The sequence below is a fragment of the Kitasatospora sp. NPDC001225 genome, assembly GCF_053597855.1.
Map to the genome: position 1 here is coordinate 1 of NZ_JBSFJC010000061.1, position 14809 is coordinate 14809.

The following is a 14809-nucleotide window of genomic DNA, read 5'->3' on the forward strand; positions in this document are numbered from 1 at the left end:
GACCCCGCCTTCCGCTCACCCCCCGCCCCCCCGGCACCGCGCGCCGCCGGGCAAAACCGGGCGCCGCGCGGGTGCCGGGTCCGGGCCGGGAGGTACGGGCGGGGCGGACACTCCGATGGATCCACCGGGAGGCACGAACACGAGTGCGATGCAACTGTGTTCGCATAAATACCAACCCCGCTCTCCGGAGGAATCATGGCCGTCCGCGTCGCCGCTCTCTCCCGTGCCACCGCCATGGCCGCAGCCACCGCACTCGGCTGCGCACTCGCCCTGGCCCCCACCACGCCCGCGCACGCCCTCGGCGTGGACGTCTCGTGCACGGGCACGTTCGAGATCGCCTTCTCACCCTCGCTGACCGACGTGTCACAGGGCACCGTGACCAACACCGACCACGCCTCGTACGCGACCTGCGTGACGGGGCAACCCGGTTCCAGCGCCTCCACCCACCCGGAGCCCGGCGAGACCTGCGTGGACCTGCTCACCCGCCTCACCCCGTACACCGAGGTCATCACCTGGCAGGACGGCACCAAGAGCACCATCGCCTGGACGTCCGTGGAAGCCACCCTCTCCGGCGCCACCGCCACCGGAACCGTCATGTCGGGCCACTACCTGGGCGACAGCGCCACCAAGGTCGTCGACGCCCTGTCCTTCACCGGAACCAACCCCGAGCTCTGCCCCCTCGGCGACGGCACCGTCTCCGGCGTCAGCGGCACCGTCGCCCTGACCATCGAATCCCTCTGACACAAGCGCCCGGCCGAGCCGCGCCGGCAGCCTCGGCGGCGGGCCAGGGCCGCGACGCCCGCGGCGAGAACACGGCCCGGCCCTCCGGGCCCAGGGTGTCCCGCCCCCGTGCCGAGGCGGGAGCGGGACACCCCAGGAGGCCCAGGCCTAGCAGGACCAGCGGTGGGAGCGGAGGTGGACGCCGGTGCCGCCGTTCTGCGAGAAGTTGCCCCTCGCGCCCGCCGCCGTGCACACCACCCGCTGGCCCGTGTAGTTCGCGCCGGGGTAGAACGCCACGGGCCTGCCGGAGCCGCCGTGGTTGTACACCGAGCGGACCTTCGTGGTGGCGGACCAGCTGCAGCGGTCTCCGGACTGCCAGTCCGGGTCGTCGTAGGGCCAGGCGCAGACGCTGCCCGTCCCGTCGGGTCCGCTGTAGACGCAGACCCGCCCCTCCACGCACGACCACGGGTCGAGGGCGGCGTGGGCGGGCTGCGGGACGGCGAGCAGGGCTGCCGCGGCTGCGGCGAGGGAGGCGATGAGGCCGAGGTGCCTACGGGTGCGTTCCATGACGGTCTGTCCTTCCGGTGGGGGTTGTACGGTGTGCGCCAGGCCGGGCGTGGCCCGGACTTCAGGCGGGGCCCGGACTTCGGGCGGGCTCAGGCCCCGGGCGAGGCTCAGGCCTCGGGCGGGCTGACGTAGCCGGAGACGTGCTGGTGGTTGGTGATCACCGTCGACGGGTCGAGGTGGGTACGGAGGGCGACCTTGTCGCCGAGGTTGCCGTCGACGGTGTCGAGGGTTCCGTTCGCGTGGACGGCGGCGACCACGCCGACGTGGCCGGGAGTGCCGCCGTCCGGCTCCCCGTAGATCACCAGGTCGCCCGGCTTCGGGGTGTACGTGCCCCGCTGGTGGAACAGCCCCTTCTGCTTGCCCCACTTGCCGATGCCGCGCGCGGCCAGGTCGTCGACCGTCCCGTCGATCCCGGCCCGGTGCCACGTCCACTCGGCGAACGCCGCGCACCACGGGGTCTTCGCGCAGGAGCCGGAGCCCCGGTGGTAGGCGAAGTACCTGTCGCAGGAGCCGGTCTTCTCGGGCGAGGTGCCCGCGGGGGTGATCTCCCCACGGGCGACCGAGACGATCCGGTCCCGGACGGTGGCGGCCGCCGAGGCCGGCGCCGTGGCGGCGCCGAGCGGCAGCAGGGTGAGGGCGGTCAGCGTAACGGCGGCGGCGGTGCGCCGGGACAGCTTCATGAGAGCTCCTCCATTGGGGTGAACGGACCCTGACCGCCGCCCGATCGGTTCGCCTACAGTCGGCGGGCATGCCGGGGCATGCCAGAGCCGAGAGGTGGTGGCGCGGCGGGAGTCGGCGAGTCGGTGCGGTGTCGCGGGATCCATCCTGCGGACCGGCGCCGGACGTCACCAGGCCCTCCGGCCGGGGCGGCGTCCCAGCGCTCTCCCGCTTCCCGTCCCACTGCTCCGACCTGCGGAAACGACGGACGCTGGGACAGCGATGGGACAACACCGCATGCATGACCAACCGCCGGACGAGGCCCCGGGGCACCCGGCAGGGGGAACGGACCGCCCCCGGACCCTGCTCGTCCGTGCGCTGAACGACGGACTCGCCGAGTGCGGCCTGTCTCTGGACCGGGTGGTGGCCCGACTGCGGGCCCGGCTCGACGCCTCCACCGTCCGGGGGCTGAGCACCTCGTCGATCAGCCGCTACCTCGACCCCGACCGCACCGAACTGCCCGACCCCGCCGTCCTCGCCGAACTCGCCCGGATCTTCCGCACCGACCCGGCGGAACTGGACCGCTGGCAGCACTGGCACCAGCAGGCGAAGCAGGCGGCGGACCACGAGCTGCGCGACCGCCGCGCGGCGCGCCGCGCCGCCACCACGCCCACGCCCACGCCCACGCCCACGCCCACGCCCACGCCCACGCCCACGGCCGTACCGGTTCCGGCGCGCCCCGAGCCCACCGGCGAACCGTCAGTCACCGGGCGGTCGGCGTGGTGGCGCCGGCCGCACCGGTGGGGTGCGGCACTCGGGGTCCTGGCCCTCGCGGCCGTGCTCGGCGCGGCGGTCTGGGCGAGGGGGTCCGACGACGCGACCGCCGACACCGCATCGGTGGTCGCACCGTCCGGCGGCGCGGCGGGGCGGGAGCCGACGGCGACCCCCGCCGACCTGGCCGAGGGACTCGCCCACGAGGTGGAAGTCGGCGCGCTCGGCGGGGACAGTCGCTGCTCGGCCCCGAAGCCCGGGCCGTCCGGCACCCGGCTGCGCGCCTGTGCGATGGTGCAGCCCCGTCAGGTCCTGTTCGCGGTCCGGATCGACAATCCGACCGACACACCGGTCGAGGTGACCGCGAAGGTGGCCGGCTCCTGGTCGGGCATCCAACACTCCTGCGACCCCGGACGCTCCGTCGTGCACACCACCATCGCACCGGGCGCCACCTTCACCAGCGACCCCGAGGAGTGCGTGACCCCCCGCCGCAGCACACCGCTCGCCTACCAGGCGGAGGTCTTCGCCGCCGCCGGAGACGGCCGGCAGTGGACCGGCCACCTGTTCTCACCGCGCGCCAACGTCTACCCGGACCGCGAAACCCTCTGGCGCTGCGTCGGCGACGTCCCGTGCTGAGCCCCTCGCCCGTGCCACCGTTCGAGGAGTTCGCCGACGTGGTGGTCACGTCTGCGAACGCGCTGGTAGCCCTCCCTTCTATCCGGACGGCTGCGAGCAGGCCGACATGGCCGTCGCCCAACCGGCAGCGGCTCCGACGGACGTGGGCGCCGAAACCCGTGCTGGGTAGTGTTCGAATGCAAAGGATCAAGCGATTCCGCCGGGCCGTACCACGGCCGGCGGACAAGAGGAGGCGACGTGATCGCGGGTACCGGCCGGAGGATCGTCCTGATCCGTCATGCGCAAGCCGGGCGGGAGTCGACGGTCGACAAGGAACGGCGTCTCGACGGGCAGGGGCGGGAAGAGGCCTCCCGGGCCGGACGATGGCTCGCGGGTTCCGGCGTCACGCCCGATCTCGCGCGGGTGTCCGGCGCCCGCAGGACCAGGGAGACCTGGGACCGTGTGGGCGCCACGCTGCCGCGGTTCCCCGAGACGGTGATGGCGTCCGGCCGACGCCGGAGCAGGACACCATCGCTCGCCACGACGGGTTCCCGCGTCACGGCCGTGACGCTCTCCGGCCCGGCGGGCACGCCGAGCCGCTCGCCGACGGCGGCCAGGATCACCTGTCGCAGCGGCGAGGGCGCACCGCATCAGCTCCCGCCTTCCCGGTTCGGGGAGACAGGTGCTGGGCGGGGCGGCCGGGGCCGTCGAGGTTCCGTGTGATGGTCAGCGGACGGTGACCTGGATGCTCTTGGAGATGTCGCACCGGTCCCCCTTGTACTTCGGTACGCCGGCATCGCAACTCCCCTCCCCGAACAACCACGTCAGTGTGGTGGTTCCGGGCGACAAGGCGCTGAAGGTCAGGTCGAACTCGGAGCCGCAGCCCGCCATCGGCGGGTCCGTGGGGCAGGGGCTGATGACGAAGTCCTTGCCGGGCCGCAGCACGCTGCCGTCGCCCGCCGAGTAGAGGTACCACTTCTTCTGCAGGGCGCCCCCGGTCGTTCTGACGCCGAGCCGCTGTCCGACCGTCAGGGTCACCGTGCTGGTCGGATACGGAGAGGTGGCGTTCGACGCCTTCTCGGGGAGGGGCACCTCCACCTCCGGTCGGGGGGTGGAGGCGACCGTGGTGCCGGCCGGGCCGGAGTCGGACCACCAGCCAGCGAGGTGGGAGACGAGCAGCAGGGCGCCGACCAGGAGCGCCGCCACGCTGGTGATGACGGTTCGGCGCATCAGCTGCCCTCTTCCCGGACCCGGCGCCGCATGGTGATCAGGAGCGCGACCTCGGCCAGCCAGCGGGCGAACAGGACCTCGCGCCCGAGGTCGGCCCCGCCGGCCGCGGCCGCACGCAGCCAGCCGCGGACCAGCTCGCCCGGTTCCCGGCCGATCACCGGCTCGGGCAGGTCGAGCGCACCGGCGAAGCCGCCGGCGCGGACGTACTGGGCCAGGACGCCCAGCGGGTGCGGGCCCATGTGCAGGGCCTCGGCCTGGTAGGAGGCGGCGATCGCCGCCTCGCCGAAGAGCACCCGGCGCGGGACTCCGTCGATCAGCAGGCCGCGGGTGATGGCGGCCTCGACGTCGTAGCCGGTCATCAGTTCGGTGTCCGGGAGGATGTCGGTCATTTCGGCAGCTCCGCTCCGTAGGGCCGGTTGATGTTCGTCGTGCCGGTGAGGCCGCCGTCGTTCAGGTGGTTGTGGATGAACTGGTCCTCGGTCACCCACACCGACTGGCCCCAGGGGTTGTAGACCTGCAGCCGGTCGCCGTCCCGGGCCACGATCACCATCTGGTGGTAGTTGCCGTTCTCGCCCTTCGCGGCGCTGGCCTCGTCGAAGGCGCAGAACGGCACCGGCGTGCCCTCGTCCAGGGCCTTCTCGATCCGGGTGACGGCCGCGCGCCGGTCATCGTCTGTGTCCAGGTTGACGTACTCGTAGGTCGAGCCCGTGCCCTTCCCGAGGTTCTGGTTGGCGAGGAAGGTGTTGCCCTTCGGGCCGATCCCGCCGTTGTTCTGCGGGTAGATCTTCTGGCCGCCGTCGGCCAGCTGGCCCTGCTGGTACTGGCCGATGAAGAGCTGCTGGAGGCGCTGCTTGAAGTACTCGGGCGAGTCGGCCCCCGGGACGTCGGTCATGTTGCCGGTGGTGAGCTGGAGCATCGTCACCGGGTCGATCTTGAGGCTCGCGACCACCGTGGAGGCGGCGACGCAGTCGTTGACGTCGCGCTGGCTGTAGACATCGTAGCCGTCGAGGATCTCGGCGCCCTTGTAGGTCAGCCCGGTCGCGTGGGTGGTGGACTCCCCCTGCAGGGCGTCCGAACCGAGCGCCGGAACGAGGTGCTCGGACAGCCAGCGCGGGTCGTCCCCGTGAGGGTGGATCAGCGCGTCGAACTGCTGGACGTCAGCCACCGAGTGGCCGGCCGCCAGGGCCTTCCAGAGGTAGGCGGCCTCCTCCGGTGACTTCGCGCCGGACAGCAGCTTCTGGAACGCGAGCTGGTCGGCGCCGTTCATCACGGACATGAACTGCTCGGCGCGGTCGAGCTGGCCGGCCGTCAGGATGTAGTCGCCGTCCGCCTCACCTCCGGGGCCCTTCTCGTTCGCCAGCACCAGCGCCGCGAGAGGATCGATCGGCCCCTGTCCGGCGCGCTCGGTCCGGGCCTTGGCGGCGAGCTGGTTGAGCATGCTCGCGGCGCGAGTGCCGCTGCTCTCCGCCCGCTGGGCGGCCGAGATCCTCGTTCCCACCGCGGTGTTGGCCGGTTCGATGGCGGCGACGGCCTTGCTCATGTCGAAGGCGTCGTGGGCGAGTGACTTCTGCACGTTCTCCAGGGCGGTCACGCCCTGCGCGTCGGTGCTCTGGGCGCCTTCCAGGTTGTCCGCCCAGGCGTTCAGCGCGGTGGCGGCCTGCTCCAAGGACTTCTGGGAGACGGTCAGTTCGTTCGCCAGCGCCCGGATCGACTGGGCGGCGTTCTCGGCGACCGAGCCGGTCCAGGCGTTCGGCAGCCGGTTGTCGGCGGCGTCCCCGAGGTCGGTGGACGCCTTGGCGTAGGCCTTGGCGGTTTCCGCGTACGCCTTGGCCCGCTCGCGTATCACGCCCGGGTTCCCGGCCGGCCCGGCCACCGCCAGGGCCTCGCCGATCGCGCCGAGAATCGCGGCGCCGATGAAGAAGCCGGAACCGGGGTGCGTGATGGACTGCTGTGCCTTCTGCAGGTCCGCGACCTTGCTCATCGGGTCTGCGCCGGGGTCAGCGATGCGGCGGCCGTTGTTTCCGCGGCGCGGTAGTTGGCGCTGGTGGCCGACATCTTCTGGACCAGTTGCGCCACGGCGCGCTGGGTGACGTGCAGTTCCTGGCTCCAGTTGGTGTCGAAGCCCGCCCACGCCCGGTCCACACCGAACTCGCCGAAGTCGGCGGACTGGTAGGGCTTCTGCGCGGTGTAGGCCTGATTGGCCGAGGCCAGGTCGGTTGCGACGTTGTTGAGCCCCGTGGTCACGTGGTCCAACGCGTCGGGCTGGACGGTGTACCCCACCGAATCGGACATCGGCTGCTCTCCCCCAAGAAGCTCCATGGCTCGCCGTAATCGAACGAGCACGGTCGACGAGCATAGACGCTGCGGGAGAAGCGTCGGACCCCGGAGGAGGTGGACATCTTCGGGATCTGGGACGAACAGGTCCTCGCAGGCGAAGTCATGACCTCGGCGTTGCAGTTCACGGACGCGCGACTCGAGCGCGACGTCGCCCTGAGTCGCAAGCTCGGCGCGGATGTGCACCTGCTCGCAGCAGGCGACACGGTGCCGGACGCGACCCGGGCAACAGCGGAACGTCTCTGCAAGCAGGCTGGTCCGGAGCTGCACGTCTACGACCGCAGCCGGCTCCGGCCGCCTCCTCTTCCCAAGCTGGCGCCGGCAACTGCCGCCGACGGTCCGCGGTGGGCCCTCTCCGCCGCCCAAGAGCTGCGGGCCTTCATCACCACCGGCAAGCCGATGACCTCGGGCCAGGCTGCGAAGGTGCTGAAGACGGCTTCGGGGGGCACCAGCCCGGTCGGTGGTCAGATCGCAGCGCTCGCCGAGGCGGTCAACCACCATGGGGCCGCACTGACTCAGCCGCTCGAACACCTGCGACGCGAGGCCCGGTTGCTGCTGGACCCATTCAACACGCAGCAGTAGAACCCGGGCAGTGCGCGGGGCCGAAGGACTGCCCGGCCCCGCGTCGTGCGCAGCGCCATCAGGATGGTGCATCCGATGGAGTGCCGCTCATTACGCCGGGTAGGTCCCACCGATCAGGCCGTCGCCGCCGCTGCCGTTCGCCGCCGCAACCGTCCTCCTTCCGGCGGCCGCCACCGCGGCCGTCACCGACGATCCGGTGCCGGCACCCGTCTCCGCACCGAACCCGGACTTCACCGTCCACTGCTTCACCGGCATCGGCATCGTGCAGCAGACCGAGAGCTGGCTGTTCCGGCCCGCCCCCAGCACCGCGGGCCGCACCGTCCGGGAAGCCGGACCCCGCCGGACCCCCTTCCCGTGCCTTATTGCACAATAGTTGCAGTTGCATATCGAGGAGCAATAAGGAGTGGGTGCGATGCCGGCCTCGCCAGTGGTGCTGGGGATCGAGTCCTCGTGCGACGAGACCGGTGCCGGTCTCGTCCGGGACGGGGTCCTGCTCGGGCAGGCGGTCGCGTCGAGCATGGACGAGCACGCCCGCTACGGCGGGGTCGTGCCGGAGATCGCCGCCCGCGCCCACGTCCACGCGATGGCGCCCGTGGTCCGCGAGGCCCTCGACCGGGCCGGGCTCACCCTCGCCGACGTCGGCGCCGTCGCGGTCACCGCCGGGCCGGGCCTCTCCGGTCCGCTCCAGGTCGGGGTCGCGGCGGCCAAGAGCTACGCCTTCTCGCTCGGCGTGCCCCTCTACGGCGTCCACCACCTCGCCGGGCACGTCGCGGCGGCCGCCCTGGAGGGCGCGCCGCTGCCGAACCCGTGCGTCGTCCTGATCGTCTCCGGCGGGCACACCTCCCTGCTGCTGGTGCGCGACCTCGCCCGCGACCCGATCGTCCACCTCGGCGACACCCTGGACGACGCCGCCGGCGAGTGCTTCGACAAGGTCGCCCGGATCCTCGGCCTGCCCTACCCCGGCGGGCCCGCCATCGACCGCGCCGCCCGCGAGGGCGACCCGAACGCGGTGCGCCTGCCCCGCCCGCTCAGCGGGCCCAACGATCCCCCGTACGCCTTCTCCTTCTCCGGCCTCAAGACCGCCGCCGCCCGCTGGGTCGAGGCCCAACGGGCCGCCGGCGGCGAGCCGCACGTCCCGGACGCGGCCGCGGCTCTCCAGGAGGCCATCGCGGACACCCTCACCCGCAAGGCCGTCCGGGCCTGCACCGACCACGGGATCGGCACCCTCGTCGTGGTCGGCGGCGTCGCCGCCAACTCCCGCATCCGCGCGCTGACCGAACAGCGCTGCGCCGCCGCCGGGATCACCCTGCGGGTGCCGCCGCTGCGGCTGTGCACCGACAACGGCGCGATGATCGCGGCCATCGGCGACCTCCTGGTCCGCTCGGGCGCGGCCCCGTCCCCGATGAACCTCTCGATCGACCCCTCCGCGCCCCTGGAGTACGCGGCGCTCTCCCCGCTCGCCGCGGTCCGGGCCGCGTGACGACCCGCAGGGCCCGGCGGCCCCGCCGCACACCCCTCGGCGCCTCCTGACCACCCGGTTCCCGGCCCGTCCGGCGGCGGTGACGGTGACGTGGAGAGCGACGCTCCGGATCACTGTCCGCACCCCGAGCCGCCCGGGAGAGCGGTCGCGGGAGACGAGCGCGGCCCGAGATCCACAGGTCCGATCCGGACTCCCGAGGGGACACCATGGCGCCACGCCGGGAACCGAACCACCGCCGCGCCCGGCTCGAGGACGGGTCCGACACGGCCGGACGGCAGGGGCCGCCGGAGCTGGTCAGAAGCGGGGGCTGCACCTGCCCGGCTGCTGCCCTGCCCAAGGAAGCGCGGTAGACCGCTTCGAACGCAGCAGGCGGGGACCGATCAAGGACCGGACGGGTTCGCTGAGTGCCACCAGGCCCCCTGCACAAGGGAGTTGTCCCGACGCTGCGACCGGAGGCCGCGGCCCGCGCCCCGTTCGGCACCGTGCAACGACAGCTGTTCACCATGCGGACCACCCATGCGGACCCGACCACGATATGTCATGATCGCGGCAAATCTTACCCTCCTCCGCCCTCGACGGCGCGGACGGCATGGACGGCTCCACCTTCAAGGTCCGTCCTCCCATCTCGTCTTCTTGGCCCCACAACAGGGCCACCATTCTTCGGAGTTGGTATGGATACGGGGAAATTCAGCCACGAATCGGCATGCCATGTGTACAGCCACGTGCTGAACCACGAGGCGGACCGCAGTGCCCCGGCCGAGCTTGCGTCGAACTCGCAGAACAACGACTCCCCCGCGCCCTTCTTGAAGGCCTGGCCGGGCAGCTTCGCGTCGAGGTCGAGGACGGACGCACTGCGGGACCGGACATCGATCACGCGGTGGTCCCGAGGAAACCCACCGGGGTGTCAGCGGGCCGTCGCGGCCAGGCTCTGGCGCGTCCGGAAGAGCAGTTCCAGGATGGTGTGTTCCGTCGTGCGGTCCGGGCCGAGCAGGCGGTTGCAGTGCAGGTGGACGTAGCTGTCGCAGAGGTCGGGCAGCGGCTTGCCGAGCAGCCGGTGGCGGTCCAGGTCGGCGAGCCGGGCGGCGACGTCCTGCGCGGCGCGGCAGCGTTCGGCGAGGACGGCGTCGATGCCGGGCGGGGCCGGGCCGCGCAGCAGTTCGCAGAACTCCGCCTTGCGGGTGCGGTACTGGGCGCCGGCGGAGCGCAGTCGGTGGGTCCAACGGTCGTGGATCCGGCGGTAGAAGCGCAGCCGGTCCGGTTCGTCGAGGCCGAGGCCTGCCAGCAGGTCGTCGATGGTGAGCAGGGCGAGCGCCGTGTCGTCGAGCGGCAGTTGTCCGGTGCGGCCGAGGGACAGCAGGTCGAGGACGGCGAGGCTGTCGGCGGTGTAGAGCTGCTCGGTGGCGTCCATGGCTGGGAGGCCGCCGTAGCGTTCGATCTCGCGGTCGTAGACGTCGAAGCCGAACCGGGAGAGGTGTCCGTCGGCCAGGAGGGTTCCGGCCCAGTCGCCGAGTGCGGGGATGAGCCGGCCGGGGTCGCCGCGCAGGCGCAGCCGCAGGTGGGGGTCGGGGTCCGCGTAGCGCAGGAATATGCGGCGGTCCGTGTGGTGCGCCATGGCGCGGACGAGGTTCCTGACGCCGTCGGCGAGCAGGGAGTTCTCGTCCTGCCGGTCGCCGTAGAGCTTGACGTAGGTCCAGTCGCTTCCGGGGTGGCGCATTCGCTCCGTGCGGCCGATCGGGGCGTGGGCGGGCCGGGGCCGCCGTGCGGGAGGGGCGGCGGCGCGGCGGATCATGGAGACGACGAGTTCCACGATGTGGGGCCCGTCGGGCCCGGTGGCCCAGGCGTCGTCGAGGCCGGGGAGGGCTTCTTGGAGGACGACGGCGCCGCCGGGCCGCAGGTGGTTCACGGCGCGGCGCAGTTCCTCCGTGTGGGAGCGCGCGGCGAGGTCGATGAGGAGTCGGTGGTCGGCGGCCTCGTCACTGCTCGTCAGGTAGGTGTGGCGGGGCACCCGCCAGTGGCGGCGCCAGGCGTCGAGCGCGGCCGGGAACCCGTCCGGGTGCCCGGTGAGCTCCTGTCCCCGGGCGTGGTCGAGGCGCCACTGGGCCGGGCGCAGGACGAGCGGGCCGCGGGTGACGCGGGGCAGGTAGGGGAAGCCGCGGGCCGGTCCCCAGTCGAAGCCGGTGAGCAGGGCGGTGCCGTCGCGGCTCAGGTCGGCGAGGAAGCGGCAGACGGCCGGCGCCCGGCTGTGGTTGAGCATGTGTCCGGCGCAGACGGCGATCTCCCGGACGGTGCCGGTGCCGTCGTCCCAGATCAGCGCGAACCTGGCGTCGGTGACCCGGACGGCGAGTTCGTCGAGGGGGATCCAGCGGGTCGGCCCGGGCTCGGCGCTGGTGCGGATGCCGATCTCGTGGTCGCGGACGGCGGGGCGCACGACGACGTTGGCCGAGCGGGTCTTCTCGGGCAGGTAGACCAGTTCGGCCTGGACGCGCTCGGGGTCCAGGGCCTGTTCGGCGTCGGCGATCCCGGCGAGGGCGGGTACGGCTTCGGGCAGTACCCCCGCGAAGCGGCCGAGGTTGCGCCCGGCGGCTCCGGCGCCGGTGTTGGCGCCGACCACGAGCCGGAAGTCGCCCGCGTCGATGGCGGTGGGCGACGGGGCGGCGACCATGGCGTAGAGGTCGAGCGAGGCGGGCAGCCGGTGGGGGTCGGGGTCCGCGAGGGCGATCCGGTCGATGGTGTCCTGGTCGAGGTCGATGCCGGTCAGGTGGTCGTGGAGCGCCTCGGTGGCGAGCCGGAGCAGGGTGTCGGCCCGTGTGGTGTCCAGGGGTGCGCCCGCCGCGGACGGGGAGGGTGTGCCGAGGCCGGCGACGGGGTCGAGGAGTTCGAGGAGGGGCACGTCGCGGTCGGTGCCGTACCGGGCCTCGAACGCGCGCCGGTAGCCGGCGATGTGCGGCGGCCCGTCCGGGAAGGGGGTGAGACGCAGGAGCAGTTCGGCCGCCGCCACGGCCGCGTCGGCGACCTCGCGGGACATCCGCCCGGCCGCGAGGGGCAGCGCCGCGTCGACTTGGAGGGGCGTGGCCGTGGCGAGGCCGGTGACCCGGCGGACGTGGTCGGCGAGTGCGGGGAACGTGGCGGCGCCGGTGTCGGGGGGCTGTTTCTCCCAGTCCCGGACGGCCGCGAGCAGCGCGTCGAGGTCGGCGTGGGGCACAGCGGCCTCGGGGATGCGGGCGAGGTGGTCGAGCACGTGCCCGGCGGGGTCGAGGCAGGTCAGCGGCGGGTGGAGGTCCGTCAGGAGGAAGGCGTGCCGCCACAGGCGGTACAGCAGGTCGTCGACCTTGTCGGGGGTCGCTCCGGGGACGGTTCGCAGGAGGTCGGCGGCGAGGTCCGCATGGGCGATGGGGGTACGGGCGAGGGCGAGGGCCCGGGTGACCGCACCGGTGGCCCGGAGGGTGACGTTCTCGCCGCCGGTGGCGGTGCGGGGTGCTTCGACGCCGCTCAGGGTGACCCGGCCGGCGCGGTGCAGTACGGCCGGGTTGGCGATGACCCGGGTCTCCCGGCGGATCTCGGGGACGGATTCGAGGGCGGTGACGAAGTGCAGGAGGGCGTGCATGTCGAGGCGGGCGTGGGCGTCGGGCGGCCGGTCGGCGAGGCGGACGTCGGTGACCGGTGCCCAGTGCCCGAGGGCGGCGCCGGCACTGAGCCCGAACGGGGTGGGCCGGGTGCTGAGGCGGATGAGGTAGCGCAGGAGGCTCGATTCGAGGTGCCGCCGGTCGCGCTCGGTGCTCGCCGGCCGCCGCAGGGCGGCCGCCAGGGACAGCGAGGAGACGACGATGGCCCGCCGGGCGGCGTCGTTGTCCCGCACGCGCGCGGTGGCGGGCGCGGCCCCGGGGATGGCGGGCTCGGCCCCGGGGGTGGCGGGCGCGGCCCCGGGGGTGGCGGGCTCGGGCCCTGGGGCGTCGCCCGCGGGGTAGTCCGTGACGGGCAGGACGGGGGTGCGGATCATGACGAAGTCGAGCGCGCGGTACAGCCGCGGCGCGGCGGCGGGCCGCGGCGGGGCACCGGGCGGGCGGGAGGCGTCGGCGGTCATGACAGGAGGAAGAACCGGTCCCAGGCGGGTGGCTCGGGCATGGCGGCGGCCAGCAGGGCGAGGGCGACCCCGGGGGTGCCTTCCAGCAGGCCGACCCGGTCCGCGCGGGTGCCGTCGGGTTCGATGCTGCGGTAGCCGAAGGGCGATCGGGGCTGGTACTCGTCGAGCAGCTGGTCGACGAGCCGGCGCGCGCCCGCGATGATCTCCGGGTCCCCGGTGTCGGCGGCGAACCGGAGGGTGACCTGGAGGAGGCCGGCGATGCCGTGGCAGAAGCCGGGCGAGGCGATGCGCCGCTGGGCGACCGGTCGTCTCAGGACGGCCCGGACGGCGGCCGTGGCCGCATCGGTGAGGCCGGTGTCGGCCAGGGCGGTGCCGGCCAGCCACAGGGCGCGGGCGACACCGGGGCTGCCATAGCACCAGGCGTCGCGCGCCGGTGAGGGCGCGGGCGCCCGCTCACCGAGCGCGACGACCGCCGGGTACCCGCCGCCCCGGGGATCGTCGACGTGCCGTGCGGCGAGCCAGGACGCGGCCCGGCGGATCGCCTCGGTGTGTCCCGGGACGGCCGGGCCGTCGGCGTGGGCGAGGGCGAGCAGGGCGAGCGGTCCGGTGATCCCGTGGGCCAGGCCGCAGTTGGCGACCGCGGACGGGTACCGCTCCCGCATGCCCTCGTCGGCGATGAGGTGGTGGGGGGTGTGCCAGGCGGGCATCCCGTCGTCGTCCCGGCACAGGTCGACGAGCCGGCCGAGCAGGGTGTTCAGGGCGCGGTCCCGGTTCGGGCCGGCCGGCCGGGAGTGGAGGTAGGCGGCCACCCCGGTCCAGCCGGAGACGAGGTCGAAGGCGGCGACGGCGAGGCCCGGTCCGCCGACGGCGCGAGGGCCTCGGGGCCCGTGGTCGTCCAGTCGGGCCACCTGGTCGTACAGGCTGTCGTCGATGTCGTCGAGCAGGCCCCGGTACCGTCCCCGGCCGTTGGCCAGGTAGGCGGTGGTGAACGCCGTTCCGGCGAGGCCGGCGAAGAGTCCCGGGCCCGTCACGGGGTGCCGTGCGGTGCTGTCGACGGCGTGGGCGAGGTGGCGGTGGGCTGCGAGGTCCCAGCCCTCGCCCGGCAGGCAGCGGTCGAGGTGCCCGAAGGCCAGGGCCAGGCCGCAGGTGCCCTGCGCGGTGCTGGACGGCGTCCAGCGCGGGCGCCCGTGGCGCGGGGCCGCGGCGCCGACTCCCTCGGCGACGGCGGGATCGCGCAGTCGCGACAGCACGTCCAGGCCCGTGGCGCGGACCGTGTCCGCGGTCCGCGCGTCGCCGATGACCGGCTGCCAGGTGGTCGTCGCGTGGGCAGCTACGGCCATCAGCCTTCCCGGGGGTTGCGCTCCACGCGGCGGATGACCTGCTCTCCGGCGGCCCTGCGGGTGATCCCGTCGCCACGGACCTGGCTGACTTCCAGGATGTAGTGGTCCTCGAAGAGCCGGACCTCACCGCATCCGGCCCCGGTCGCGCCGGCGTCGCACTCCGAGGTGCACGACCCGCAGGTCTCACAGGTCTCGGTCTCGTTGTCGGTGCAGCCGCTCTCACAGGTGCTGGCGCAGCTGTTGGTGCATTCGTCACCACAGGTGCTGGCGCAGCTGTCCGTGCCGTCCGGCAGTTTCCGGGTGAACCTGTCGACGGCCTTCGTGACCACCTTGACCCGGATGTCCAGATCGAACTGGTCGTCGGTGATCTCCGCTCCTATGATCCGGTCGTTCATGGCGCGACCTTCCAACGCCTCTTGCCGGGCTGTGTTC

General features: G+C 73.4%; 14 protein-coding genes. 4 read left to right on the forward strand and 10 right to left on the reverse strand.

Annotation, left to right across the window (positions count from 1 at the left end):
- The first annotated feature begins 195 nt into the window (after positions 1 to 195).
- Positions 196 to 741 carry a hypothetical protein gene (locus tag ACWDCZ_RS21500; protein WP_117486284.1) on the forward strand — a complete coding sequence of 182 codons (546 nt, stop codon included), beginning with the start codon at positions 196 to 198 and terminating at the stop codon, positions 739 to 741.
- A 147-nt stretch (positions 742 to 888) separates the two neighbouring features.
- On the opposite strand, the gene ACWDCZ_RS21505 is transcribed toward ACWDCZ_RS21500, so the two are convergent.
- Together ACWDCZ_RS21505 and ACWDCZ_RS21510 are read right to left on the reverse strand one after the other, a co-directional pair.
- On the reverse strand, positions 889 to 1287 hold the full coding sequence (locus ACWDCZ_RS21505; protein WP_380744234.1) for a peptidase inhibitor family I36 protein: 399 nt from the start codon (positions 1285 to 1287) through the stop codon (positions 889 to 891).
- A gap of 107 nt (positions 1288 to 1394) precedes the next feature.
- Positions 1395 to 1967 carry a CHAP domain-containing protein gene (locus ACWDCZ_RS21510; RefSeq protein ID WP_449816676.1) on the reverse strand — a complete coding sequence of 191 codons (573 nt, stop codon included), beginning with the start codon at positions 1965 to 1967 and terminating at the stop codon, positions 1395 to 1397.
- A gap of 274 nt (positions 1968 to 2241) precedes the next feature.
- On the opposite strand from ACWDCZ_RS21510, the gene ACWDCZ_RS21515 reads away from it, so the two are divergent.
- Complete coding sequence (locus tag ACWDCZ_RS21515) at positions 2242 to 3351, forward strand: hypothetical protein (RefSeq protein WP_449816677.1); 1110 nt, start codon at positions 2242 to 2244, stop codon at positions 3349 to 3351.
- A 705-nt stretch (positions 3352 to 4056) separates the two neighbouring features.
- Here ACWDCZ_RS21515 and ACWDCZ_RS21520 read toward each other — a convergent pair.
- Genes ACWDCZ_RS21520 through ACWDCZ_RS21535 form a run of 4 tightly spaced genes read right to left on the reverse strand, consistent with a single transcriptional unit; the run spans position 4057 to position 6852 of the window.
- Entirely contained in the window at positions 4057 to 4560 is a 504-nt protein-coding gene (locus ACWDCZ_RS21520; RefSeq protein ID WP_074003334.1) for a hypothetical protein, read from the reverse strand.
- Positions 4560 to 4949: a hypothetical protein gene (locus ACWDCZ_RS21525; RefSeq protein ID WP_449816678.1), complete on the reverse strand. Its 390-nt coding sequence runs from the start codon at positions 4947 to 4949 to the stop codon at positions 4560 to 4562. Before ACWDCZ_RS21525 ends, ACWDCZ_RS21520 begins: the two co-directional genes overlap by 1 nt.
- Positions 4946 to 6541 (reverse strand): hypothetical protein, encoded by a 1596-nt coding sequence (locus ACWDCZ_RS21530; protein ID WP_449816679.1) that lies wholly within the window; start codon positions 6539 to 6541, stop codon positions 4946 to 4948. The genes ACWDCZ_RS21525 and ACWDCZ_RS21530 overlap by 4 nt, the downstream gene beginning before the upstream one ends.
- Positions 6538 to 6852 carry a type VII secretion target gene (locus ACWDCZ_RS21535; protein WP_449816680.1) on the reverse strand — a complete coding sequence of 105 codons (315 nt, stop codon included), beginning with the start codon at positions 6850 to 6852 and terminating at the stop codon, positions 6538 to 6540. The genes ACWDCZ_RS21530 and ACWDCZ_RS21535 overlap by 4 nt, the downstream gene beginning before the upstream one ends.
- 99 nt (positions 6853 to 6951) lie before the next feature.
- On the opposite strand from ACWDCZ_RS21535, the gene ACWDCZ_RS21540 reads away from it, so the two are divergent.
- Positions 6952 to 7476 (forward strand): hypothetical protein, encoded by a 525-nt coding sequence (locus ACWDCZ_RS21540; RefSeq protein ID WP_449816681.1) that lies wholly within the window; start codon positions 6952 to 6954, stop codon positions 7474 to 7476.
- Between the two features lie 90 nt (positions 7477 to 7566).
- Here ACWDCZ_RS21540 and ACWDCZ_RS21545 read toward each other — a convergent pair whose 3' ends face one another.
- Positions 7567 to 7782 carry a hypothetical protein gene (locus tag ACWDCZ_RS21545; RefSeq protein WP_387973168.1) on the reverse strand — a complete coding sequence of 72 codons (216 nt, stop codon included), beginning with the start codon at positions 7780 to 7782 and terminating at the stop codon, positions 7567 to 7569.
- A gap of 106 nt (positions 7783 to 7888) precedes the next feature.
- Between ACWDCZ_RS21545 and tsaD the strand changes: the two genes are divergently transcribed.
- A complete protein-coding gene (gene tsaD, locus ACWDCZ_RS21550; protein ID WP_449816682.1) occupies positions 7889 to 8956 on the forward strand; it encodes a tRNA (adenosine(37)-N6)-threonylcarbamoyltransferase complex transferase subunit TsaD in 1068 nt (355 codons plus the stop codon).
- 904 nt (positions 8957 to 9860) lie between these two features.
- Here tsaD and ACWDCZ_RS21555 read toward each other — a convergent pair.
- From ACWDCZ_RS21555 to ACWDCZ_RS21565, 3 genes are read right to left on the reverse strand one after another with little or no spacing between them, the layout of a single operon-like run.
- On the reverse strand, positions 9861 to 13037 hold the full coding sequence (locus ACWDCZ_RS21555) for a lantibiotic dehydratase (RefSeq protein ID WP_449816683.1): 3177 nt from the start codon (positions 13035 to 13037) through the stop codon (positions 9861 to 9863).
- On the reverse strand, positions 13034 to 14377 hold the full coding sequence (locus ACWDCZ_RS21560) for a lanthionine synthetase C family protein (RefSeq protein ID WP_449816684.1): 1344 nt from the start codon (positions 14375 to 14377) through the stop codon (positions 13034 to 13036). Before ACWDCZ_RS21560 ends, ACWDCZ_RS21555 begins: the two co-directional genes overlap by 4 nt.
- Positions 14377 to 14772, reverse strand: coding sequence for a hypothetical protein (locus ACWDCZ_RS21565; RefSeq protein ID WP_449816685.1), 396 nt, complete (start codon positions 14770 to 14772; stop codon positions 14377 to 14379). Before ACWDCZ_RS21565 ends, ACWDCZ_RS21560 begins: the two co-directional genes overlap by 1 nt.
- Positions 14773 to 14809 lie beyond the last annotated feature (37 nt).

Excerpts from the sequence above, each read along its gene's own strand:
- ACWDCZ_RS21500 (WP_117486284.1), top strand. The coding sequence starts at position 196 with ATGGCCGTCCGCGTCGCCGCTCTCTCCCGTGCCACCGCCATGGCCGCA.
- ACWDCZ_RS21530 (WP_449816679.1), bottom strand. The coding sequence starts at position 6,541 with ATGAGCAAGGTCGCGGACCTGCAGAAGGCACAGCAGTCCATCACGCAC.
- ACWDCZ_RS21535 (WP_449816680.1), bottom strand. The coding sequence starts at position 6,852 with ATGTCCGATTCGGTGGGGTACACCGTCCAGCCCGACGCGTTGGACCAC.
- ACWDCZ_RS21515 (WP_449816677.1), top strand. The coding sequence starts at position 2,242 with ATGCATGACCAACCGCCGGACGAGGCCCCGGGGCACCCGGCAGGGGGA.
- ACWDCZ_RS21565 (WP_449816685.1), bottom strand. The coding sequence starts at position 14,772 with ATGAACGACCGGATCATAGGAGCGGAGATCACCGACGACCAGTTCGAT.
- ACWDCZ_RS21560 (WP_449816684.1), bottom strand. The coding sequence starts at position 14,377 with ATGGCCGTAGCTGCCCACGCGACGACCACCTGGCAGCCGGTCATCGGC.
- ACWDCZ_RS21520 (WP_074003334.1), bottom strand. The coding sequence starts at position 4,560 with ATGCGCCGAACCGTCATCACCAGCGTGGCGGCGCTCCTGGTCGGCGCC.
- tsaD (WP_449816682.1), top strand. The coding sequence starts at position 7,889 with ATGCCGGCCTCGCCAGTGGTGCTGGGGATCGAGTCCTCGTGCGACGAG.
- ACWDCZ_RS21510 (WP_449816676.1), bottom strand. The coding sequence starts at position 1,967 with ATGAAGCTGTCCCGGCGCACCGCCGCCGCCGTTACGCTGACCGCCCTC.
- ACWDCZ_RS21555 (WP_449816683.1), bottom strand. The coding sequence starts at position 13,037 with ATGACCGCCGACGCCTCCCGCCCGCCCGGTGCCCCGCCGCGGCCCGCC.
- ACWDCZ_RS21505 (WP_380744234.1), bottom strand. The coding sequence starts at position 1,287 with ATGGAACGCACCCGTAGGCACCTCGGCCTCATCGCCTCCCTCGCCGCA.
- ACWDCZ_RS21525 (WP_449816678.1), bottom strand. The coding sequence starts at position 4,949 with ATGACCGACATCCTCCCGGACACCGAACTGATGACCGGCTACGACGTC.